We start from the raw sequence: 20,932 nt of genomic DNA, 5'->3' as shown, positions 1-20,932 counted from the left end.
CGATGCTCATTGACGACATTGATTTTGCTGACCTGTACCGCAAACAGTTACTTCAGGCGAAGCGAACCGAGAAAAAACCAGAACACTGGGACAAACGCGCGGAAAAAATGGCAGAAAATTGCGCCTCATTAACCGACAACTACCTGCTCCAGTTATTGAGCAAGATTGACCTGAAAGGTGCTGAATCACTGTTTGATATGGGTTGCGGCCCCGGAACGGTTGCGCTGGCGCTGGCCAAAAAAATGCCGATCGTTTACGGCGTAGACTACAGCCAGGGAATGCTGAGCGTTGCCGCTCGCCGTGCCGGGCAGATGGGCGCGCGCCACGTACAGTGGGTGCAGCGCGCATGGGAAGCGCACTGGGACGACTTGCCCCAGTGTGATATTGCCGTCGCCTCACGTTCAACGCTGGTTGCCGATATGCGTCAGGCTATGACCAAACTGAATAATCAGGCACGGCTGCGGGTTTACACCACCCATCTCGTCAGTTCCTCATTTGTATCGCCCACGATTCAGCGCGCGCTGGGGCGCGAGGTGATTGAGCTTCCCAACTATATCTATGCACTGAATGTTTTGTATCAGATGGGCATTCACGCACATGTTGATTTTATCCGTGGACCAAACTGTCAGCAGGACAACAGCACCTGGACACGTTTTCTGGAGAACGTGCGCTGGAGCATGGGAGAACTGAGCACTGACGAAATTGAGCGTCTGGAGCACTGGTACCATCAGCAGGACCCCGGCACCATCGCTCCCGCCAGTCGCGACTGGGCGCTTATCTGGTGGGATAGCGTACCGCGGGAGGCGCTGCAATGATCTACTTCTCACAGGCGCAAGTCGATGCGCTGCTGCTGGAGGATATTCAGGGCGGCGATTTAACAACCCGCGCGTTGGGTATCGGCGCACAGCCAGGAAGTATGGGTTTTTATCACCGCCAGGGCGGGTGCGTAAGCGGAACTACTGTTGCCAGACAAATGCTGACATCACTGGGTTTGACCGTTACCGACCTTGTGCCCGATGGCGAACGGGCGCGTACCGGACAGTTACTTCTACGCGCGCAGGGTAACGCGGCGGCACTACACCAGGGCTGGAAAGCAGTACAGAACGTGCTGGAGTGGAGTTGCGGTGTCTCACGCTATCTCGACGATATGCTAAGCATCCTGCGTCAGCGCTATCCTGATGGCCAGATTGCCTGCACCCGCAAAACTATCCCTGGCACCCGTATGCTGGCTACCCAGGCGATCCTTGCTGCCGGAGGCATTATCCACCGGGGCGGGAGCGCCGAAACCGTGCTGCTTTTTGCGAATCATCGCCGCTTTCTTGCCGATCCGAACAACTGGGCTGCGGCAATCGCGCAACTACGCGCCCATACGCCAGAAAAAAAGATTGTGGTCGAAGCAGATACCCCCGATGAGGCACTGGCCGCGCTACATGCGGCCCCTGATGTGCTGCAACTCGATAAGTTTACCCCTGAGCAGGCAGCAGGCATCGCTCGCCTGGCACCGTCTCTGGCCCCCCATTGCACGCTGGCGCTGACTGGCGGCATTACCCTCGCCTCACTGGCGAGTTATCTCGACTGTGGCATCAGACTCTTTATCACCTCCGCACCTTACTACGCCCCACCGGCGGATATCAAAGTTAGCCTGAGCCCGGACGCCCACGGCGTATAACATTTATAAATGGACTATAAATAATGAATTTTAACAAAAGTTGTCTTTACACAGCCCTGTCGTTTGCTTTCGCGCAAGGTGCTTTTGCTGGGCAGGAAAGCGAAACCATGACCGTCTGGTCTAGTCCGGCCTCCGCCGCAACCACTACGGTTCTCGGCCATGAAACGATGCAGCAGTTGGATAAACAAAACGTGGCGCAGGCGCTAAGCGTCGTTCCCGGCGTCGTGCTGCAAAAATCCGGTAACCGTAACGAGCAACAAGTGAAGGTCCGCGGTTTTGACAGTCGTCAGGTCCCGGTCTTTTTCGACGGTGTTCCGGTGTACATCCCCTACGATGGCAACCTTGATTTAGGTCGTTTTCTGACATCCGATATCGCTTCTGTCGAGGTCTCTAAAGGCTACTCATCCTTGCTACAGGGGCCGAACCAGATGGGTGGCGCTATCAACATCACGACCAAGAAGCCCACCAAACCGATTGAGGGCTCTCTGGGCTATCGTCAGGGCTGGAGCCGTAGCAAAGACAATGCCCATGATATGCACGCGTCGTTCGGTGCCAGCAACGATCTCGGATATATCCAGCTCAGTGGTAGCCAGCTAAAACAGGATTTCCTCGGATTACCTCATGGTGTTGATAACCCGGTAGCGGGCAGCAATGGCAAGATGATTAACTCATCAGCCGATGATAAACGCGGCATCGTGAAACTGGGGTTCACGCCACGCGGTGATGATGAGTATGTTCTGACCTACATTAATCAGGACGGCGAAAAAGATAACCCGCCATATGCCGGGACCAGCAGCCAGAAATCACGTTACTGGCAATGGCCGCAATATGATAAAGAAAGTTATTACTATCAGGGCACCACGCATTTGGGCGATCGCTTTACATTGAAAAGCCGCCTGTATCGCGACACCTTTGAAAATACACTGATGATGTACAATTCCCTTGCCGATCTGAAAAATAAGAAAGGCAGCTACAGCCATTATTCTGACTATAGCGACGGCGCAGGTTTGCAGCTTTCCGCTGATATGCGGGAGAACGACCTGCTCTCTTTCGCCGTGAACTGGAAAGACGATGTTCATCGCGAAAAAGGGGCTCCAAATGCCGCTTATGACCGCTACGAAGATCGCACCTGGTCTGTTGCCAGTGAATATCAGTGGGCGGCTGCGGATAATGTCGATGTGGTGGCGGGTATCAGCTACGACTGGCGTGACAGCGTAGAGGGGATGAAGCACGAGAAAAACGGCAGCGTTACCCATTATGATGACAACGATCAGTCCGCCTTTAACTGGCAGGTAATGACCAAATATCACTTTGAAAATTCTGACACATTAGCGCTGTCCTACTCTGACAGAACGCGCTTCCCCACACTGAAAGAGCGCTACACCACGTCAAAACCGGCTTATAACCAGATAGCGCTGGTCAACCCGCAGCTAAAACCGGAACGCGCCCGTAGCGTCGATCTCACGTGGAACGGTTCGTTCACCCAAAACTGGGGATTCGAAGCCAGCGTGTATTACAACCGCATTACCGATGCGATTCTGTCGCACAATATTGATGCCGACACGATTCAGAACCAAAACAGTGGTCGGGTGGATTACACCGGCCTGGATGCCGGCGTCAAAGGTAAGGTCTTTGACATGCTGGATGTGGGACTGAGCTACAGTCTTATCCATGCTGACGTTAAACGCAGCGACATCGGTAAAATTACCGATCTACCGACGCAAACTCTCACCGCCTGGATGACGCTGAAACCGTGGGACCCACTCAGCATTACGCTATCCGAAGAAGCCCGCTCTTCAAGCTATAGCAATTCTGATGGCTCACAAAAAGCGGCCGGATTCGCCATTACCCACCTCCGTGCAGATTACACCATCGGACATGGCTTTAGCGTTAACGCTTCGGTCAACAACCTGTTTGATACACAGTACGTCTACAGCGAAGGGTTTATCGAAGAAGGGCGTAATTACTGGGCGGGGATTGAATACCAGTTCTGACTAAACTACGCAGAGAAACGGCCCCCGCAGGGGCCGTTCGATTAATCTCGTCGTACCAGTCGGAAAACACCCAGTACCACAATCGCGCCGACCACGGCCACCAGGAAGCTGTGGAGATTAAACCCACTGACATCGCCGCCGATACCAAACATCGTTGCCAGCCACCCACCGACCACAGCACCGACAATACCGAGAATGCAGGTCAGAATAAATCCGCCGCCATCACGCCCCGGCATAATCAGCTTGGCGATAACCCCCGCAATCAGACCAAAAATAATCCAGGCAATAATTCCCATTTTCAGGCCCTCTTTCCAGTGAACGCATACGCAAGACATTCCTGCGCCAGCACGTTAAGTATAGGCAAGCCATCGCTACCTGCTGTTTGCACTCAGACTTAATTCATTGGCTTGGGTAAAAAATTTCATCCATTTGTATTAAGTTCCGTCTCGCAATGCCGATAACCCAACGATAAGCCAGGTATCCAGGAGTCATTAGGTGTGAGTAACTACAATGAGCAGTTCCTGAAGCAAAACCCGCTCGCCGTATTAGGGGTACTCCGGGACTTAAATTCACAGCAGGTTCCACTGCGTATCTCCTGGTCAGGAGGTCAGTTCATCAGCAAAATTCTTGCCGTCGGCCCGGACGAATTGATCATGGATTTTGGCAGTCAGGAATATGAAAACCAGGCCGTGCAACGCGCCAGCCAGATCTCAATTATCGCTGAAACGCAGGGTGCCAAGGTGGAGTTTACCCTCCCGCAACTGACAAAAGGCGAGTATCAGCGATTGCCAGCCTTTGTCTCATCGTTGCCACCTTCGCTGTGGTTCGTCCAGCGTCGGGAATACTTCCGCATCGGCGCGCCGTTACACCCGCCCTATCACTGCAAGGCGAAGATGCCGGACAACAGTCTCCTGCATTTTCGCTTATTCGATTTGTCTCTTGGCGGCATGGGCGCGCTATTAGAAGGGACAGCACCGGAGGGGCTGGTCGAAGGCATGCGCTTCTCGCAGGTTGAACTGAATATGGAACAATGGGGCGTGTACCACGTTGATGCCCAGCTCATCTCGATTACCGAGCGAAAAGTGATCGACGGAAAAAATGAGACCATCACCACTCCCCGCCTGAGCTTTCGTTTTCTCAACGTCGGCCCGGCGGTGGAGCGGAATTTACAGCGGATTATTTTTTCACTTGAGCGTGAGGCTCGGGAAAAATCGAATAAAGTGCGCGAGTAATATTACGCGCGTTACATCGCATCCAGCGCTCGCTGAAGCTTCCAGATATAACGTGGAGCCTGCGGCGCTGGATGGTTATCGACAACATGCTCGAAAAACTCATCCGCACTCAGATCGTTGATTTTGCTGATGGCTTTTTTCCTGTCAGAGGAGAACGTCCGCAGCAGCGCCCCGGCACCGTTCGCGTATGACACCACCAGCGCATATTGCATCACCTGTGGGTCTTCAATTCCCGCCAGCGGACCGGTTTCAAGAATGCTCAGATATGCCGCCCCCATGGAGATATTGCGCTCTGGATTTTTCAGCTCACTGGTGGATGGCTCTCCACTCCACCCCATACGACGATAAACATCGCGGCCTGAAGTCGAGGCTTTAAGCTGCATCAGGCCGATGGCATTAGATTTACTGACTGCATTGGGGTTACCCCCTGATTCAATAGCGATAATCGCCGTAATCAATTGTGGGCTAACGCCCCAGGCAGCACCGGCTTTTTCACTGATCGGCATCCATTGCATTGCGCGTTTAACCGGAACTTCTGCATTCCATGGCGGATTTTTGTAATCCTGTTTTGAACTACAGCCCGCGAGTAATACAACCAAAAAAGCAAACCATCTCAATTTCACGTCATCTATCCTTATAGCCGGAACCTGTCGCTGAGGTGACAACGACATACCTACGCGGCATGATATACATTTGGTTTTAGTTGTAGCAAGGAAATGCCATGTCCCGGTTTCACTTAATTGCCCCGTCGGGCTACTGTATCAACCAGCAGGCTGCGTTACGTGGGCTTGCGCGTCTTACTGAGGCCGGTCATCAGGTCGATAACACTGCCGTCATTACCCGCCGCTGTCAGCGTTTTGCCGGTACCGAAGCCGAGCGTCTGGCGGATGTGAACTCACTCGTTGAGCTAAAAATGCCTGATACTATTGTGATGGCGGTGCGCGGCGGCTACGGTGCGAGCCGTTTGCTGGCAGATATTGACTGGCAGGCGCTGGCCGTTCGTCAGCAACAAAACCCGTTGCTGCTGTGTGGACACAGCGATTTCACGGCCATTCAGTGTGGTCTGCTGGCTCAGAGTAATGTGATTAGCTTCAGCGGCCCGATGCTGGCGGCTAACTTCGGTGCCGAGGAAATGAACGCCTTTACCGAGCACCATTTTTGGCAGGCTTTGCGCAATGCCGAATTTACTCTCGACTGGCAAGGGCATGGCCCGGATTGCGCTACTGAAGGCACGCTGTGGGGAGGCAATCTGGCAATGCTCATTTCGCTGATGGGAACGCCGTGGATGCCCGCCATTGAGAACGGTATTCTGGTGCTGGAAGACATCAACGAGCACCCGTTTCGCATCGAGCGTATGCTGCTGCAACTTTATCATGCTGGGATCCTCGCCCGCCAGAACGCCATCATTCTCGGCAGTTTTAGCGGCAGTGCGCCTAATGATTATGATGCCGGTTACAGTCTTGATTCAGTTTGTGATTTTCTGCGCGCCAGATTACCCGTTCCACTGTTAGGCGGCCTCGATTTTGGCCACGAACAACGCACCGTCACCTTACCTTTAGGGGCCAAAGCCGTGCTGAAAAATGATAAAAACGGCAGTCAACTCACAATCTCCGGTCATCCGGTGCTTAAATCGTAAAAAAAGCCTGCCTCAGGGCTAAGTAAAACGCTGTTTCTGTCGTTATTATGTTAGGGTTTATTAATACGAAACAGCGTAATTCAGGAGTAACCGAACGTTGGATGCCGCAGCAATCATTAGCCTTTTTATTTTGGGTTCCGTTCTCGTCACCTGCAGTATCTTGCTTAGTTCATTCTCATCACGTCTTGGTATCCCGATTCTGGTGATTTTCCTCGCTATTGGCATGTTAGCGGGCGTGGACGGTGTTGGCGGTATTCCTTTTGATAACTACCCTTTTGCCTACATGGTGAGTAACCTGGCGCTGGCGGTTATTCTGCTCGACGGTGGGATGCGCACCCAGGCCAGCTCATTTCGTGTAGCGCTGGGCCCGGCGTTATCGCTGGCGACCGTGGGTGTGCTGATTACCTCTGGCCTCACCGGCATGATGGCGGCATGGCTGTTTCATCTGGATCTCATTGAAGGGCTGCTGATTGGTGCGATTGTCGGCTCAACCGATGCCGCGGCGGTCTTCTCCCTGCTCGGCGGTAAAGGACTCAACGAACGTGTGGGCTCGACGCTGGAAATTGAGTCAGGTAGCAATGACCCAATGGCCGTATTTCTGACCATTACGCTTATCGAAATGATCCAGAACCACGAGACCGGTTTAAGCTGGATGTTTGCGGTACATATTATCCAGCAGTTTGGCTTAGGTATCGCTATCGGTCTCGGCGGTGGATATCTGCTCCAGCAGATGATTAACCGTATTTCACTGCCTGCCGGGCTTTATCCACTGCTGGCCCTGAGCGGTGGGATCCTGATTTTTGCCCTGACTACCGCGCTGGAAGGCAGTGGTATTCTGGCGGTTTATCTGTGTGGTTTCCTGCTGGGTAATCGCCCGATCCGCAACCGGTTTGGTATTCTGCAAAACTTCGACGGTCTGGCCTGGCTGGCGCAAATCGCCATGTTCCTGGTGCTTGGACTGCTGGTTACGCCGTCCGACCTGCTGCCTATCGCGATTCCGGCGCTGATTTTGTCCGCCTGGATGATTTTCTTCGCGCGTCCGTTGTCAGTGTTCGCCGGATTGCTGCCATTTCGTGGTTTCAATCTGCGTGAGCGCATTTTCATCAGTTGGGTGGGTTTGCGCGGCGCGGTACCCATCATCCTCGCCGTCTTCCCAATGATGGCGGGCCTGGAAAACGCGCGCCTGTTCTTTAACGTCGCGTTCTTTGTGGTACTGATCTCGCTGCTGTTCCAGGGAACGTCGCTGTCGTGGGCCGCCAAAAAAGCCAAAGTGGTGGTCCCGCCCGTTGGCTGGCCGGTTTCTCGTATAGGTCTGGATATTCATCCGGATAATCCCTGGGAGCAGTTTGTTTATCAGCTCAGTGCGGATAAGTGGTGTGTCGGGGCCGCGCTGCGTGACCTGCATATGCCGGAAGAAACGCGAATTGCCGCCCTGTTTCGTGACAACGTGCTGTTTCACCCCTCCGGCAGCACGCGTCTGCGCGAAGGCGACGTATTGTGTGTTATTGGCCGCGAACGCGACCTGCCCGCCTTAGGTAAGCTGTTCAGCCAGTCGCCGCCAGTGTCGTTAGACCAGCGTTTCTTTGGTGATTTTATTCTTGAAGCCAGCGCGAAATATGCCGATGTGGCACTGATTTATGGCCTGGAAGATGGCACCGGGTATCGCGATAAGCAGCAAACGCTGGGTGAAATTGTCCAGCAACTGTTGGGGGCTGCGCCGGTCGTCGGTGACCAGGTGGAATTTGCTGGCATGATCTGGACGGTAGCCGAGAAAGAAGATAATGCCGTGCTGAAAGTGGGTGTCCGTGTGGCAGAAGATGAGGATGAGTAACGCGGATGTTTTTTGCCGGGTGGAGGCTGCGCCTTACCCGGCCTACAAAAGTTACACCGTCACTACCGGCACACGCAGCGCCAAAGAACACATTAATTCATAACCCACCGTGCCCGCCGCTGTCGCCACATCGTCGATTTTAATCTCTTTACCCCACAGCTCCACTGGCGTCCCGATCCCCGCCTGCGGGCACGGCGTCAGGTCTACCGCCAGCATATCCATGGATACCGTGCCGACCGTCCCGGTACGTACGCCATCCACCAGCACAGGCGTGCCGCTTGGCGCATGGCGCGGATAACCATCGGCATAGCCTGTCGCCACAATCCCAATGCGCTGGTCACCACTGGCAGTGTAACGACCACCGTAACCCACCCGGTCACCCGCTTTCAGCGTTTGCACGCCGATAATCTCACTGCTCAGGGTCATCACCGGTTTCAGGCCGGTATTGGCGATGTCCCGCCATTGTCCCGACGGCGATGCGCCATACAGAATAATGCCCGGACGAACCCAGTCATAATGCGCTTGTGGGTGCCACAGCGTCGCAGCCGAATTCGACAGCGAACGTCGACACTCCAGCCCTTCCGTTGCCTGCGCAATACGCGCCATCGCGTCCTTGATGCCATCCGGATGTTCAGCATCCGCAAAATGTGACATCAGCGTCATTTCACCCACGTTAGGCATTGCCCGTAACTGTTGCCAGACGGTCGCAACGCGCTCTGGTAAGAAACCCAGCCGGTTCATGCCGCTATTCACCTTGAGGTAAATATCCAGCGGCGCGTTCAGGCGGGCATTTTGCAACGCTTTGAGCTGCCAGTTACTGTGGACACAAGTGGTCAGACGATATGTGTCATACACCGTCAGGTCTTCGGCATGGAAAAAACCCTCCAGCATTAAAATCGGTCCTTTCCATCCCCGCTCGCGCAGGGTGATCGCCTCCTCGAGATTGAGCATCGCGAAACCATCGGTCGTTCCCAGTGCATTCCAGACACGTTCTATACCGTGTCCGTAGGCATTAGCTTTTACGACCGACCAGACGCGGGAGTCCGGCGCAGCCTGACGCGTAATGGTCAGGTTTTGTTTCAACGCCTGCAGGTCAATGCTGGCCAGTATCGGGCGGGTCATCTCGCGTCCTTATTAGTTATGTACGCCATGTAAATGCCGCGGGCGAGACGGGGTAAATCCCGGACTGTAACGCGCCACGCTCAGATCGTCATAAGGTATGGCAGGCGTGCGACCAGAGAGGATATCGCTCAGCAACTGACCGGATCCACACGCCATCGTCCAGCCCAATGTGCCATGACCCGTATTGAGCAGCAGATTCTTAAAGCGGGTACGCCCCACCACTGGCGTTCCGTCTGGCGTCATCGGACGCAGCCCGGTCCAGAAGGTGGCCTGTTCCACATGCCCACCGCGCGGAAAGAGATCGCGCACCACCATCTCCAGCGTTTCACGGCGTGGTTGTAGTAGCTCAGTATTAAAACCAACAATCTCTGCCATACCGCCAACACGAATACGCTCATCAAAACGGGTAATGGCGATTTTGTAGGTTTCATCAAGAATAGTGGAAACCGGCGCACCATCATCTTCTGCCACCGGAATGGTTAATGAGTAGCCCTTGAGCGGATACACCGGAATATCAACGATCCCTTTGAGCATCGCCGTGGAGTACGAGCCAAAGGCCATCACATAGGCATCGGCTTTGACTATCTCTTCTCCGCACTGAACGCCATAAATCTGCTCGCCATCGCTCAGCAGCTTATCGACCGGAGTGTTAAAACGGAATTTTACCCCCGCCTGCTCGGCCATTTGCGCCAGACGCTGGGTAAACAGCTGACAGTCACCGGTTTCGTCATTCGGTAACCGTAACCCGCCTGTCAGTTTGTGCGCGACCTCTGCCAGCGCAGGTTCGACTTCCGCCAGGCGACTTGCTTCCAGCAGTTGATAGGGTACGCCCGCATCTTCGAGCACGGCGATGTCGCGGGTGGCGTTCTCATACTGTTGAGCGGTACGGAACAGTTGCAGGGTTCCGCCCTGACGTCCTTCGTACTCGATACCGGTAGAGGCACGTAACGCTTTCAGGCAATCACGGCTGTATTCCGCCAGGCGCACCATCCGCCCCTTGTTTTCCATGTAGTGGCTGGTATCGCAGTTGCGCAGCATTTGCCACATCCATTTCAACTGGAACTGCGTCCCGTCGAGGCGTACTGCCAACGGCGCGTGGCGCTGAAACATCCATTTAATCGCTTTTAGCGGTACGCCTGGGGCCGCCCACGGCGCGGCATAACCAGGGGAGATTTGCCCGGCGTTCGCCGCACTGGTTTCCAGTGCCGGCCCCGGCTCACGATCGATGACGGTGACATCGTGTCCAGCCTGACTTAAATACCAGGCGCTGGTCACGCCAACGACGCCACTTCCCAGTATGACAACTCGCATAGCCACTCCGTTAACAGTAAAAGAACAATCTTCTAATTACATCTTGATAACTCAGTTGAAAATATTATTCAACATATGGCTTTTTTATGGTGACGTATCTCACACATAGCAGTGATTGCAGGGAAGTCTCTGCTTTGGCATCTCCTGCTGTGCGTTATTTTTATCCAGCATAAAATTTTGTCACCTGGCCGTTTTTCGACGCTTCGCTGACGTGAAATCGCAAAGAAAAAATTTCTCCTGCAGCACGTTTTTTAACACCATGATCTATGCTTGAAATGAGGTACTCCAGACAGAGAGTGCCGCCAACAATGAGGGTGCGCGAATGGCTACGATTGATTCCATGAACAAGGACAGCACACGGTTAAGCGATGGACCCGACTGGACGTTTGATCTGCTGGATGTCTATCTGGCAGAGATAGACCGCGTGGCGAAACTCTACAGGCTGGATACCTACCCGCACCAAATCGAGGTGATCACCTCCGAGCAAATGATGGACGCCTATTCCAGCGTTGGGATGCCGATCAACTATCCGCACTGGTCGTTTGGTAAAAAGTTTATTGAAACCGAACGCTTGTACAAGCATGGTCAGCAAGGGCTGGCCTATGAGATTGTTATTAACTCCAACCCGTGTATCGCGTACCTGATGGAAGAGAACACCATCACCATGCAGGCACTGGTCATGGCGCATGCCTGCTATGGACATAACTCTTTCTTCAAGAATAACTACCTGTTCCGCAGTTGGACGGACGCCAGTTCCATCGTCGATTACCTGATCTTCGCGCGAAACTACATTACCCAGTGTGAAGAGCGTTACGGCGTGGATGAAGTCGAAAAGCTTCTCGACTCCTGCCATGCGTTGATGAACTACGGCGTGGACCGCTATAAACGCCCGCAAAAGATCTCACTACAGGAAGAGAAGGCCCGGCAGAAAAGCCGTGAAGAGTATCTGCAAAGTCAGGTGAATATGCTGTGGCGTACGTTGCCGAAGAAAGAGGAAGAGAAGACGATCTCTACCGCGCGTCGTTATCCTTCTGAGCCGCAGGAAAACCTGCTGTATTTTATGGAGAAAAACGCCCCACTGCTGGAGTCCTGGCAACGCGAAGTTCTGCGCATTGTGCGTAAGGTGAGCCAGTATTTTTATCCGCAGAAACAGACTCAGGTGATGAATGAGGGATGGGCAACTTTCTGGCACTACACCATCCTCAATCACCTTTATGATGAAGGCAAAGTCACCGAGCGCTTTATGCTGGAGTTTCTGCATAGCCATACCAACGTGGTATTCCAGCCACCGTATAACAGTCCATGGTATAGCGGGATAAACCCGTATGCGCTTGGCTTTGCTATGTTCCAGGATATCAAACGTATTTGTCAGTCGCCCACCGAGGAGGACAAATACTGGTTCCCAAATATTGCGGGTTCCGACTGGCTGGAAACGCTGCATTTCGCGATGCGTGATTTTAAAGATGAGAGCTTTATCAGCCAGTTCCTGTCACCAAAAGTGATGCGCGATTTCCGCCTGTTCACGGTGCTGGATGATGACCGCCATAATTACCTGGAAATTTCAGCGATTCACAATGAAGAGGGGTATCGCGAGATCCGTAACAGGCTGTCATCGCAATATAACCTGAGCAATCTGGAGCCGAATATTCAAATCTGGAATGTCGATCTGCGCGGCGACCGTTCACTGACCTTGCGTTATATCCCACATAACCGCGCGCCGTTGGATAAAGGACGCAAAGAGGTGCTTAAGCATGTGCACCGGCTATGGGGTTTTGATGTGATGCTGGAGCAGCAGAATGAAGATGGCAGCGTTGAGCTGCTGGAGCGTTGCCCGCCAAGGATGAACGGCCTGTAACGCTTATTGCCGGAGGCGGTGTAAATACCTTATCCGGCCTACGACGTAGACGCATTGTAGGCCGGATAAGACGCTTTGGCGTCACCATCCGGCATTGCGCGATTAGCGTCCCTGAATAGCTAAATCGCCCGGTAAATTCTTCTGCATACGGTGCCAAATCTCACCACTGTCGTGACCATAGCGGCGCACCGTTTCATAGACCAAATCATGAGCGCCCTGCTCACACAGCTCTGACAGCTTACGGTAGAAGTTCAACGCCAGGCCGCGCGCTTCCGGGTTGGCAAAGTAATGACGGCCAATACGCGTATAAAGTCCTTTCATACCGTTGAGGATCAAACCGTAAATCGGATTGCCCGATGCAAATGCCAGACCACGGAAAATGTTGTAGTCCAGATCGGCAAACGCGTCAGCATGGTCAGCAACCTGATTCGCCGTGGCCAAAACGTCCTGGGCTTTATCAGGATGTTGGCGGAATGCGGTGCGAATAAAGATCGTCGAGATGTTAGTACGCACAGACAGCAGATTATCAATCAACTGCGGAACACTTTCGTGATCGAGACGCGCCAGCGTTTCCAGGATATTCAGTCCGGAGGTTTCCCAAAAGTTATTCACTTTCGTCGGTTTGCCGTGTTGAATGGTCAACCAGCCGTCCCGCGCCAGACGCTGCAAAACTTCGCGTAACGTGGTACGTGTTACTCCAATGAGTTCGGAGAGTTCACGTTCAGCGGGCAAAATAGTGCCAGGTGGGAAGCGGTTATTCCAGATACTCTCAATGATGTACTCTTCCGCGAACCCAGCAGGGCTTTGCGCCTTAATGACCATAGTGATAATTCCATTACACAGCAAAACATAGTTACACACATCATACCAGACGGGTTTCTTAGCTGATAGCTGACGCAACGAAGAAAAAGTGGATCAAGGCTTCATTTTCCAGATAACGCTGATACGCAGTCGGTACGATAAGCCACGTGAAGAGCTTGCCTGCGTTCACTCGTGCCGCTAAGCTTTGCGGTCAAACATAAAAACATGATTTCATTTTTACAGGTAAGGGAAACTGCCATGGAGCTATCATGGGGCCGCGCTATGTGGCGCAACTTTTTAGGCCAGTCGCCGGACTGGTATAAACTTGCACTGCTCGTCTTCTTAATCATTAACCCGCTTATTTTTTTCATCAATCCCTTTATCGCGGGTTGGTTGCTGGTGGCCGAATTCATTTTTACGCTGGCAATGGCGCTTAAGTGTTATCCACTGTTGCCGGGCGGGCTGTTAGCCATCGAAGCTGTCGTCATCGGCATGACCAGCGCCACTCATGTTCGTGAAGAAGTTGCCGCCAACCTTGAAGTGCTCTTGCTGCTGATGTTTATGGTGGCGGGCATCTACTTTATGAAGCAACTGCTGCTGTTTATTTTTACCCGACTGCTGCTCAGTATTCGCTCCAAGATGCTGCTGTCGCTGGCCTTTTGTGTTGCCGCTGCCTTCCTTTCGGCGTTCCTCGACGCATTGACCGTGGTCGCGGTCGTGATCAGCGTGGCGGTCGGTTTTTACGGTATCTACCATCGCGTCGCCTCTTCCCGCCCGGGAGATAACAATTTGCTGGATGACAGCCATATCGACCAGCACAATAAAGTCGTACTGGAGCAGTTCCGCGGTTTTCTGCGCAGCCTGATGATGCACGCGGGAGTCGGCACAGCCTTAGGCGGTGTGATGACCATGGTTGGCGAACCGCAGAACCTGATTATCGCCAAAGCAGCTGGCTGGCATTTTGGTGATTTTTTCCTGCGCATGTCGCCGGTCACCGTCCCGGTGTTGATTTGCGGTCTGCTCACCTGCCTGCTGGTTGAAAAGTTACGTTGGTTTGGCTACGGTGAAACATTGCCGGAAGCTGTCCGTGGCGTTCTGCAACAGTTTGACGATGAAAGCCGGCAACAACGTACCCGCCAGGATAAAATCAAGCTGATTATTCAGGCAGTCATCGGCGTATGGCTGGTCGTCGCCCTCGCGCTGCATCTGGCAGAAGTTGGATTAATTGGCCTGTCGGTGATTATTCTGGCGACTTCGTTAACTGGCGTTACTGACGAACACGCTATTGGTAAAGCCTTCACCGAGTCGCTGCCGTTCACCGCCCTGCTGACCGTGTTCTTCTCTATCGTTGCGGTGATTATCGATCAACAGCTCTTCTCGCCGATTATTCATTTTGTTTTGCAGTCTTCTGAGCATGCACAGCTGACCCTGTTCTATCTTTTCAACGGCCTGCTGTCGTCAATTTCAGACAACGTCTTTGTTGGCACAATTTACATCAACGAAGCGAAAGCGGCGCTGGAGCACGGGACGATTAGCCTGAATCAATATGAACTGTTAGCGGTGGCGATCAATACCGGGACCAACCTGCCTTCCGTGGCCACGCCAAACGGCCAGGCAGCATTCCTGTTCCTGCTGACCTCCGCGCTGGCACCGTTGATTCGCCTTTCTTATGGTCGCATGGTGTGGATGGCTCTGCCGTATACTCTCGTCCTGACGCTCGTCGGTCTGCTTTGCGTAGAGTTCACGCTGGTTCCAGTGACCGAGTGGATGACGCAAACAGGCTGGTTAGCTACACTTTCATAACAATAAACCGGGTAAATCACTGCCCGGTTTGACTTTTTGCATGATAATTATCCGATTACACAATATTTCAATTGCCGCTAGTGGCGCATAAATTGAATTGGTTTAAACTGCGGTCTCTACGCATGTTGCAGGGAAATTATTATGTTGCGATTTTTAAACCAGTGCTCCCGTGGGCGTGGAGCGTGGTTATTGCTGGCGCTAACCGCCCTGGCGTTGGAACTTGTTGCCTTGTGGTTCCAGCATGTCATGCTGCTAAAACCCTGCGTGTTGTGTATTTACGAACGTAGCGCATTATTTGGCGTGATGGGTGCTGGTCTGGTGGGCGCAATTGCCCCAAAAACGCCACTGCGTTATGTGGCAATGCTTATCTGGATTTACAGCGCCTGGCGCGGGCTTCAGTTAGCGTATGAACACACGATGATTCAGCTTCACCCGTCACCGTTCATGACCTGTGATTTTGCCGCGCGCTTCCCGAGTTGGTTACCGCTGGATAAATGGCTGCCGCAGGTATTTATGGCATCCGGTGACTGCGCTGAGCGTCAGTGGTCATTTTTAACCCTGGAGATGCCGCAGTGGCTGTTGGGGATTTTTGCCGCGTATCTGGTCGTTGCAGTGTTGGTGCTGATTGCTCAGCCCTTTAAACCGAAAAAACGTGACCTCTTCGGTCGCTAACAGAACGCTCCTTCGGGAGCGTTTTTTTTGCCATAATGTCATTGCTTGCTGGCATCTATAAGATTTATATTAAATACATCTTATAGATGCCATACAAAGGAGATGTCTTATGTCCCATTTACGCATCCCGGCAAACTGGAAAGTTAAACGCTCTACTCCCTTCTTTACGAAAGACAATGTCCCGGACGCTCTGCTTTCTCACCACAACACAGCAGCCGGCGTTTTTGGACAACTCTGCGTGATGGAAGGCACTGTAACGTATTACGGCTTTGCCAATGAAGACGCAAAAGAACCTGAAGTAAAAGTGGTCATTAATGCCGGACAGTTCGCGACCAGCCCACCGCAGTACTGGCATCGTGTTGAATTAAGCGACGATGCGCAGTTCAACATTAATTTCTGGGTTGAAGATGACAACCATAGTGATGAGATGTATCAGGCGAAAAAGTCTTAATCCTTAACGCCTGTTAATCGATGGGCGGCTTAGTCCGCCCATGAAGGTTTGTTCAGAATATGGTCCTGCCAGTCACGCACTTCTGATTCTTTCACCGCGATATGGCGTACTGAAATACGCTCACCGTGCATTGCCGCCTTTGACCCCGTCAGCAGCGGATGCCACTCCGGCAACCCTTTACCTTCCGCGAGCAGACGATAGGCGCAGGTCATCGGCAACCATTCAAAAGTCGGCAAATTATCGCGCGTCAGCTTGATGCAGTCAGGCTCGTACTCGAATCGACGTTCGTAATTACGGCACTGACAGGTTTTGATATTGAGTTGCTTACACGCGACGTTGGTAAAGTAGATTTCGTCGGTGTCTTCATCCATCAGCTTATGCAGGCAGCATTGGCCGCACCCATCACATAATGACTCCCACTCGGCATCGGTCATTTCATCAAGGGTTTTACTTTGCCAGAAAGGTATGTCGCTCATCAGGGTATCCGCTATTTCACTAAAGCTGCACCTTATAACCAGTCTGGCACGTTGATGCAAGTTTTGCCGCCCGAAATAGGCGGCAAGCAGAGGTTACAGCACCCGGGTGGTTAGCGTCTGACCATGGAAACTGATAGCCAGCTCATCACCGCTGTGTAACGGCCCAACGCCAGCTGGCGTCCCAGTCAATACCACATCACCGGCTTTAAGCGTGAAAAATCGGCTCATGTAAGCAATCAATGGGACAATATGATGGATCATATCCGCCGTAGTGCCCTGCTGGCGGACTTCGCCATTCACCGTTAATCCGAGCTGAGTATCCTGCGGATCACCGTTAAATTCCGCTACCGGAATAAACCCCGACAGCGGGCAAGAGTTGTCAAAACCCTTCGCTTTTTCCCACGGCTGGCCCGCTTTTTTCATTTTGCCCTGAATATCACGCAGGGTCAGGTCCAGCGCCACACCATAGCCAGCGATGGCTTTGCGCACATGCTCTTCTGTCGCCTGGCGCAGGGTTGCACCGATCAGCACGGCCAGTTCAACTTCGTGATGGACGGAACCCATATCCGCCGGAATGACCAGCGGTTGGCGCAAATCACACAGCGCAGTTTCAGGCTTAATAAACAACACTGGCTCTTCCGGCGTTGCTCCCCCCATCTCTTTAATGTGGTTTGCATAATTGCTACCGACGCAAACCACTTTGCTCACCGGATAATCCAGCAGAGCACCATGCCAGTTGTGATGTTGATACATTACTTTCCCCTAACGTAGTCATAGATTTCAGGTACTGCATCGGTGAGACATGCTGCTGCCGGATGCAGTTTAACGTTTAGCGTCTGATGTATTTTCTTTTACCGCAGATAAATGCTGTTTGAGTAAATCTTCAGGCGGCGGTGGTATTTGTAAATAATAGCCCTGCTCGGTTAGTGCCTGTTTTACTTTTTCAAGATCGGCATTAACCAGTTTTTTACGACCATCAAGCGGTAAAATCATTGCCAGCTTTGGCTGGCCAAACCCTTTCATCAGTTCTTCAGGAACACGCGAGAAATCGTCTTTTTTTTCGACATATAAATAGGTCTGGTCACGTTTGCTGCTTCGGTAGATCACACAAAACATATCTTTTACTCTGAATTCACGGAATGGTGGCTTGCCTCAATATAATACTGACTATAACATGCCTTATAGTCTTCGGAATATCACCCCGCACTGGGGATGATAAATAGCAAATTGAGTAAGGCCAGGATGTCAAACACGCCAATCGAGCTTAAAGGCAGTAGCTTCACCTTATCAGTGGTTCACTTACATGAAGCAGAACCCGAGGTTATTCGTCAGGCGTTGGAAGACAAAATCGCGCAGGCACCTGCTTTTTTAAAACATGCTCCCGTCGTAGTTAACGTGAGTGGTCTTGAAAGTCCGGTAAACTGGTCAGCGCTGCAGAAAGTTGTCGCGTCTACTGGATTGCGCATTATCGGCGTTAGCGGATGCAAAGATGCCAGACTCAAAGCTGAAATCGACGAAATGGGTCTTCCTTTACTGACAGAAGGTAAAGAAAAAGCCATTCGTTCCGCACCTGTTGAAACTCCGGCACCTGCCGTACCGCCACAAAACGTTACTCCCATCACAAAAACACGATTAATAAATGTACCGGTTCGTTCCGGTCAGCGTATTTATGCTCCACAATGTGATCTGATTGTTACAAGTCACGTCAGTGCGGGCGCAGAGCTTATCGCTGATGGCAATATTCACGTTTATGGCATGATGAGAGGCCGTGCGCTGGCGGGCGCAAGCGGCGATCGGGAAGCGCAAATTTTCTGTACCCACCTGACGGCAGAACTGGTGTCTATCGCAGGTGTTTATTGGCTGAGTGATAAAATCCCAGCAGAATTTTATGGCAAAGCGGCACGTCTGCAATTGGCAGAGAACGCTTTGACAGTTCAACCGTTGAATTGATCCCTTTTTAACAAGGAATTTCTATGGCACGCATTATTGTTGTTACTTCGGGTAAAGGGGGCGTTGGCAAAACCACCTCCAGCGCGGCCATCGCTACAGGTTTGGCCCAGAAGGGAAAGAAAACTGTCGTTATTGATTTTGATATCGGCCTGCGTAACCTTGATTTGATTATGGGTTGTGAACGCCGCGTCGTTTATGACTTCGTCAACGTTATTCAGGGCGATGCGTCGTTAAATCAGGCGTTGATCAAAGATAAACGTACCGAAAATCTCTTTATTCTTCCGGCCTCACAGACTCGTGATAAAGACGCGCTGACGCGTGAAGGCGTCGCGAAAGTTCTGGACGACCTGAAAACGATGGAATTTGACTTCATCGTCTGCGACTCCCCGGCAGGTATTGAGACCGGCGCGCTGATGGCCCTGTATTTTGCCGACGAAGCCATTATTACCACCAACCCGGAAGTGTCTTCTGTACGTGACTCTGACCGTATTCTGGGTATTCTGGCGTCGAAATCTCGTCGCGCTGAAAATGGCGAAGATCCGATTAAAGAGCATCTGCTGCTTACGCGCTATAACCCTGGCCGCGTAAATAAAGGTGACATGCTCAGCATGGAAGACGTACTGGAAATTCTGCGAATCAAGCTGGTTGGTGTGATTCCTGAAGATCAGTCAGTCCTGCGCGCGTCTAACCAAGGTGAGCCGGTTATTCTCGACATCAATGCTGATGCCGGTAAAGCCTATGCTGATACCGTAGACCGTCTGTTGGGAGAAGAACGTCCTTTCCGCTTCATTGAAGAAGAGAAGAAAGGTTTCCTCAAACGCCTGTTCGGAGGATAAGTTATGGCATTACTGGATTTTTTTCTCTCGCGGAAAAAGAGCACAGCGAACATCGCTAAAGAGCGACTGCAGATTATTGTTGCGGAACGTCGTCGTAGTGACGCAGAGCCACATTATTTACCGCAACTGAGGAAAGATATTCTCGAGGTTATCTGCAAGTATGTACAAATTGATCCTGAAATGGTCACCGTACAGCTTGAACAAAAAGACGGCGATATTTCTATCCTCGAACTTAACGTGACTTTGCCTGAAGCAGAAGAGTCTAAATAGCATCTTTTGTAAATGAGTCATGGTTGAAAAAAGGCAGATTATTCTGCCTTTTTTATTTTTGATCGTAGTCCAGGCTGCGCCCCATTTATTCCAAACTGAACTTCGGGTAGTTCTCAGCAAAATAGCGACGTAAATACTCCACGGTAATACGGATTTTTGCCGATGTCGCCAGACGTGACACATAAACAGCCCAAATATTTGCTGGTTGATAATAGTCAGGCAATATATGAACCAGATGCCCACTGGCGATGTTATCGCAGACATCCCACCATGAACGTAGCGCAATCCCCTGACCATCGACACACCATTGGTGAACAACTTCGCCATGATTGGAGGAGAGCGGCCCCGTCACCTTGATCGAGTGCACGCCCTCTTTATTACGCATTTGCCAGATGCCAAATGGATGATCGCGCTCTTTAATCACCAGGCAGGGCAACGTGGACAGATCGTTCAGTTGCTTCGGTGTACCGTGCTGCGCCACAAACTCAGGCGATGCACACAATACTCGATAATTGGTCGCCAGCTTACGTGCGATCAAATTGGGTGCAATATCATCCCCGATGCGGATATCAAGATCGACACCTTCATTAACCAGATCGACTAACCGATCCTCAACGTCAAACCGCAACTCCAGCTGCGGATACTCTTTTGCCAGCGCTGACAACGCTGGAGCCACTACACGGCGACCAAAACCAAAGCTGCTGATAATACGTAACATCCCCTGCGGGATCTGCCGGACATCAGACAGCTCATCCATCATCTGATCCACATCCTGCAGGATCCGCTGAGCCCATTCGTAGATCCGCTCCCCCTCTTCCGTGATGGTTACGCGTCGTGTAGTCCGGTGCAGCAGCACTACATTCAGCGTCTGCTCCAGCAGGGCAACTCGCTTACTGATAAAAGCCGGTGAAACGCCTAACTCCTCGGCAACGGCGGCAAAACCCGCACGGCGGGCAACCAGCATAAAGACGCGTAAATCATTTAACAGCGGCAGATTATTCATGATCTGTGTTTTATGTTTCA

At 52.1% G+C, this 20,932-nt stretch carries 22 protein-coding genes; 13 read left to right on the top strand and 9 right to left on the bottom strand.

Annotated elements, in window-relative coordinates; all coding sequences use genetic code 11:
* Nucleotides 1–2 precede the first annotated feature (2 nt).
* From SK32_RS04000 to SK32_RS03990, 3 genes are read left to right on the top strand one after another with little or no spacing between them, the layout of a single operon-like run.
* The gene (locus SK32_RS04000; RefSeq protein WP_048211433.1) at nt 3–815 is read left to right on the top strand and encodes a class I SAM-dependent methyltransferase; all 813 of its coding nucleotides are present in this window, start codon (nt 3–5) and stop codon (nt 813–815) included.
* Nucleotides 812–1,669 carry a ModD protein gene (gene modD, locus SK32_RS03995; RefSeq protein ID WP_048211432.1) on the top strand — a complete coding sequence of 286 codons (858 nt, stop codon included), beginning with the start codon at nt 812–814 and terminating at the stop codon, nt 1,667–1,669. Before SK32_RS04000 ends, modD begins: the two co-directional genes overlap by 4 nt.
* A 23-nt stretch (nt 1,670–1,692) precedes the next feature.
* Nucleotides 1,693–3,663: a TonB-dependent receptor plug domain-containing protein gene (locus SK32_RS03990; RefSeq protein ID WP_048211431.1), complete on the top strand. Its 1,971-nt coding sequence runs from the start codon at nt 1,693–1,695 to the stop codon at nt 3,661–3,663.
* A gap of 41 nt (nt 3,664–3,704) precedes the next feature.
* Here the strand turns inward: SK32_RS03990 and SK32_RS03985 are convergent, their stop codons facing one another.
* Nucleotides 3,705–3,959 carry a GlsB/YeaQ/YmgE family stress response membrane protein gene (locus SK32_RS03985; protein ID WP_048212573.1) on the bottom strand — a complete coding sequence of 85 codons (255 nt, stop codon included), beginning with the start codon at nt 3,957–3,959 and terminating at the stop codon, nt 3,705–3,707.
* Nucleotides 3,960–4,160: 201 nt separating this feature from the next.
* Here SK32_RS03985 and ycgR point away from each other — a divergent pair, with 201 nt between their 5' ends.
* Nucleotides 4,161–4,895: a flagellar brake protein YcgR gene (gene ycgR, locus SK32_RS03980; RefSeq protein ID WP_048211430.1), complete on the top strand. Its 735-nt coding sequence runs from the start codon at nt 4,161–4,163 to the stop codon at nt 4,893–4,895.
* A gap of 11 nt (nt 4,896–4,906) precedes the next feature.
* On the opposite strand, the gene emtA is transcribed toward ycgR, so the two are convergent.
* Complete coding sequence (emtA, locus tag SK32_RS03975) at nt 4,907–5,518, bottom strand: membrane-bound lytic murein transglycosylase EmtA (protein WP_048211429.1); 612 nt, start codon at nt 5,516–5,518, stop codon at nt 4,907–4,909.
* Between the two features lie 98 nt (nt 5,519–5,616).
* Here emtA and ldcA point away from each other — a divergent pair, with 98 nt between their 5' ends.
* Together ldcA and SK32_RS03965 are read left to right on the top strand one after the other, a co-directional pair.
* Nucleotides 5,617–6,531 carry a muramoyltetrapeptide carboxypeptidase gene (gene ldcA / locus SK32_RS03970; protein ID WP_048211428.1) on the top strand — a complete coding sequence of 305 codons (915 nt, stop codon included), beginning with the start codon at nt 5,617–5,619 and terminating at the stop codon, nt 6,529–6,531.
* Nucleotides 6,532–6,628: 97 nt separating this feature from the next.
* Entirely contained in the window at nt 6,629–8,362 is a 1,734-nt protein-coding gene (locus SK32_RS03965) for a potassium/proton antiporter (protein WP_040232328.1), read from the top strand.
* Nucleotides 8,363–8,413: 51 nt separating this feature from the next.
* Here SK32_RS03965 and dadX read toward each other — a convergent pair whose 3' ends face one another.
* Together dadX and SK32_RS03955 are read right to left on the bottom strand one after the other, a co-directional pair.
* Nucleotides 8,414–9,484, bottom strand: coding sequence for a catabolic alanine racemase DadX (dadX, locus tag SK32_RS03960; RefSeq protein ID WP_048211427.1), 1,071 nt, complete (start codon nt 9,482–9,484; stop codon nt 8,414–8,416).
* A 12-nt stretch (nt 9,485–9,496) separates the two neighbouring features.
* A complete protein-coding gene (locus SK32_RS03955; protein ID WP_048211426.1) occupies nt 9,497–10,795 on the bottom strand; it encodes a D-amino acid dehydrogenase in 1,299 nt (432 codons plus the stop codon).
* Nucleotides 10,796–11,117: 322 nt separating this feature from the next.
* Here SK32_RS03955 and SK32_RS03950 point away from each other — a divergent pair, with 322 nt between their 5' ends.
* A complete protein-coding gene (locus SK32_RS03950; protein ID WP_048211425.1) occupies nt 11,118–12,650 on the top strand; it encodes a SpoVR family protein in 1,533 nt (510 codons plus the stop codon).
* Between the two features lie 102 nt (nt 12,651–12,752).
* Here the strand turns inward: SK32_RS03950 and fadR are convergent, their stop codons facing one another.
* Complete coding sequence (fadR, locus tag SK32_RS03945) at nt 12,753–13,472, bottom strand: fatty acid metabolism transcriptional regulator FadR (protein WP_005122254.1); 720 nt, start codon at nt 13,470–13,472, stop codon at nt 12,753–12,755.
* A 237-nt stretch (nt 13,473–13,709) separates the two neighbouring features.
* On the opposite strand from fadR, the gene nhaB reads away from it, so the two are divergent.
* The 3 genes from nhaB to SK32_RS03930 all read left to right on the top strand — a co-directional run bounded on the left by nhaB (nt 13,710) and on the right by SK32_RS03930 (nt 16,377).
* A complete protein-coding gene (gene nhaB / locus SK32_RS03940; RefSeq protein ID WP_048211424.1) occupies nt 13,710–15,254 on the top strand; it encodes a Na(+)/H(+) antiporter NhaB in 1,545 nt (514 codons plus the stop codon).
* A gap of 141 nt (nt 15,255–15,395) precedes the next feature.
* On the top strand, nt 15,396–15,926 hold the full coding sequence (gene dsbB / locus SK32_RS03935) for a disulfide bond formation protein DsbB (RefSeq protein WP_005122248.1): 531 nt from the start codon (nt 15,396–15,398) through the stop codon (nt 15,924–15,926).
* A 109-nt stretch (nt 15,927–16,035) separates the two neighbouring features.
* Complete coding sequence (locus SK32_RS03930; protein WP_048211423.1) at nt 16,036–16,377, top strand: TehB family protein; 342 nt, start codon at nt 16,036–16,038, stop codon at nt 16,375–16,377.
* Between the two features lie 29 nt (nt 16,378–16,406).
* On the opposite strand, the gene SK32_RS03925 is transcribed toward SK32_RS03930, so the two are convergent.
* From SK32_RS03925 to SK32_RS03915, 3 genes are all read right to left on the bottom strand, one after another.
* The gene (locus SK32_RS03925; protein ID WP_003020944.1) at nt 16,407–16,853 is read right to left on the bottom strand and encodes a YcgN family cysteine cluster protein; all 447 of its coding nucleotides are present in this window, start codon (nt 16,851–16,853) and stop codon (nt 16,407–16,409) included.
* A 93-nt stretch (nt 16,854–16,946) separates the two neighbouring features.
* Entirely contained in the window at nt 16,947–17,606 is a 660-nt protein-coding gene (locus SK32_RS03920; protein ID WP_048211422.1) for a fumarylacetoacetate hydrolase family protein, read from the bottom strand.
* Between the two features lie 69 nt (nt 17,607–17,675).
* Entirely contained in the window at nt 17,676–17,969 is a 294-nt protein-coding gene (locus SK32_RS03915) for a YcgL domain-containing protein (protein ID WP_048211421.1), read from the bottom strand.
* A gap of 126 nt (nt 17,970–18,095) precedes the next feature.
* Here SK32_RS03915 and minC point away from each other — a divergent pair, with 126 nt between their 5' ends.
* Genes minC through minE form a run of 3 tightly spaced genes read left to right on the top strand, consistent with a single transcriptional unit; the run spans nt 18,096 to nt 19,909 of the window.
* Nucleotides 18,096–18,803 carry a septum site-determining protein MinC gene (gene minC, locus SK32_RS03910; RefSeq protein WP_048211420.1) on the top strand — a complete coding sequence of 236 codons (708 nt, stop codon included), beginning with the start codon at nt 18,096–18,098 and terminating at the stop codon, nt 18,801–18,803.
* Nucleotides 18,804–18,826: 23 nt separating this feature from the next.
* Complete coding sequence (gene minD, locus SK32_RS03905; protein ID WP_003020956.1) at nt 18,827–19,639, top strand: septum site-determining protein MinD; 813 nt, start codon at nt 18,827–18,829, stop codon at nt 19,637–19,639.
* 3 nt (nt 19,640–19,642) lie between these two features.
* Nucleotides 19,643–19,909, top strand: coding sequence for a cell division topological specificity factor MinE (minE, locus tag SK32_RS03900; RefSeq protein ID WP_001185666.1), 267 nt, complete (start codon nt 19,643–19,645; stop codon nt 19,907–19,909).
* Between the two features lie 85 nt (nt 19,910–19,994).
* Here the strand turns inward: minE and SK32_RS03895 are convergent, their stop codons facing one another.
* Complete coding sequence (locus SK32_RS03895; RefSeq protein ID WP_048211419.1) at nt 19,995–20,912, bottom strand: LysR family transcriptional regulator; 918 nt, start codon at nt 20,910–20,912, stop codon at nt 19,995–19,997.
* Nucleotides 20,913–20,932 lie beyond the last annotated feature (20 nt).

The organism is Citrobacter sp. MGH100 (assembly GCF_001034465.1).
Taxonomy (GTDB): domain Bacteria; phylum Pseudomonadota; class Gammaproteobacteria; order Enterobacterales; family Enterobacteriaceae; genus Citrobacter; species Citrobacter youngae.
Note: the sequence above shows the minus strand (reverse complement) of the source record. Positions and strands in the feature narration are given on the sequence as shown.

Bases quoted from the DNA above. Each gene is read 5' to 3' on its own strand.
- SK32_RS04000 (WP_048211433.1), top strand. From the start codon at position 3: ATGCTCATTGACGACATTGATTTTGCTGACCTGTACCGCAAACAGTTA.
- modD (WP_048211432.1), top strand. From the start codon at position 812: ATGATCTACTTCTCACAGGCGCAAGTCGATGCGCTGCTGCTGGAGGAT.
- SK32_RS03990 (WP_048211431.1), top strand. From the start codon at position 1,693: ATGAATTTTAACAAAAGTTGTCTTTACACAGCCCTGTCGTTTGCTTTC.
- SK32_RS03985 (WP_048212573.1), bottom strand. From the start codon at position 3,959: ATGGGAATTATTGCCTGGATTATTTTTGGTCTGATTGCGGGGGTTATC.
- ldcA (WP_048211428.1), top strand. From the start codon at position 5,617: ATGTCCCGGTTTCACTTAATTGCCCCGTCGGGCTACTGTATCAACCAG.
- dadX (WP_048211427.1), bottom strand. From the start codon at position 9,484: ATGACCCGCCCGATACTGGCCAGCATTGACCTGCAGGCGTTGAAACAA.
- SK32_RS03955 (WP_048211426.1), bottom strand. From the start codon at position 10,795: ATGCGAGTTGTCATACTGGGAAGTGGCGTCGTTGGCGTGACCAGCGCC.
- SK32_RS03950 (WP_048211425.1), top strand. From the start codon at position 11,118: ATGGCTACGATTGATTCCATGAACAAGGACAGCACACGGTTAAGCGAT.
- fadR (WP_005122254.1), bottom strand. From the start codon at position 13,472: ATGGTCATTAAGGCGCAAAGCCCTGCTGGGTTCGCGGAAGAGTACATC.
- nhaB (WP_048211424.1), top strand. From the start codon at position 13,710: ATGGAGCTATCATGGGGCCGCGCTATGTGGCGCAACTTTTTAGGCCAG.
- dsbB (WP_005122248.1), top strand. From the start codon at position 15,396: ATGTTGCGATTTTTAAACCAGTGCTCCCGTGGGCGTGGAGCGTGGTTA.
- SK32_RS03930 (WP_048211423.1), top strand. From the start codon at position 16,036: ATGTCCCATTTACGCATCCCGGCAAACTGGAAAGTTAAACGCTCTACT.
- SK32_RS03925 (WP_003020944.1), bottom strand. From the start codon at position 16,853: ATGAGCGACATACCTTTCTGGCAAAGTAAAACCCTTGATGAAATGACC.
- SK32_RS03920 (WP_048211422.1), bottom strand. From the start codon at position 17,606: ATGTATCAACATCACAACTGGCATGGTGCTCTGCTGGATTATCCGGTG.
- SK32_RS03915 (WP_048211421.1), bottom strand. From the start codon at position 17,969: ATGTTTTGTGTGATCTACCGAAGCAGCAAACGTGACCAGACCTATTTA.
- minC (WP_048211420.1), top strand. From the start codon at position 18,096: ATGTCAAACACGCCAATCGAGCTTAAAGGCAGTAGCTTCACCTTATCA.
- minD (WP_003020956.1), top strand. From the start codon at position 18,827: ATGGCACGCATTATTGTTGTTACTTCGGGTAAAGGGGGCGTTGGCAAA.
- minE (WP_001185666.1), top strand. From the start codon at position 19,643: ATGGCATTACTGGATTTTTTTCTCTCGCGGAAAAAGAGCACAGCGAAC.
- SK32_RS03895 (WP_048211419.1), bottom strand. From the start codon at position 20,912: ATGAATAATCTGCCGCTGTTAAATGATTTACGCGTCTTTATGCTGGTT.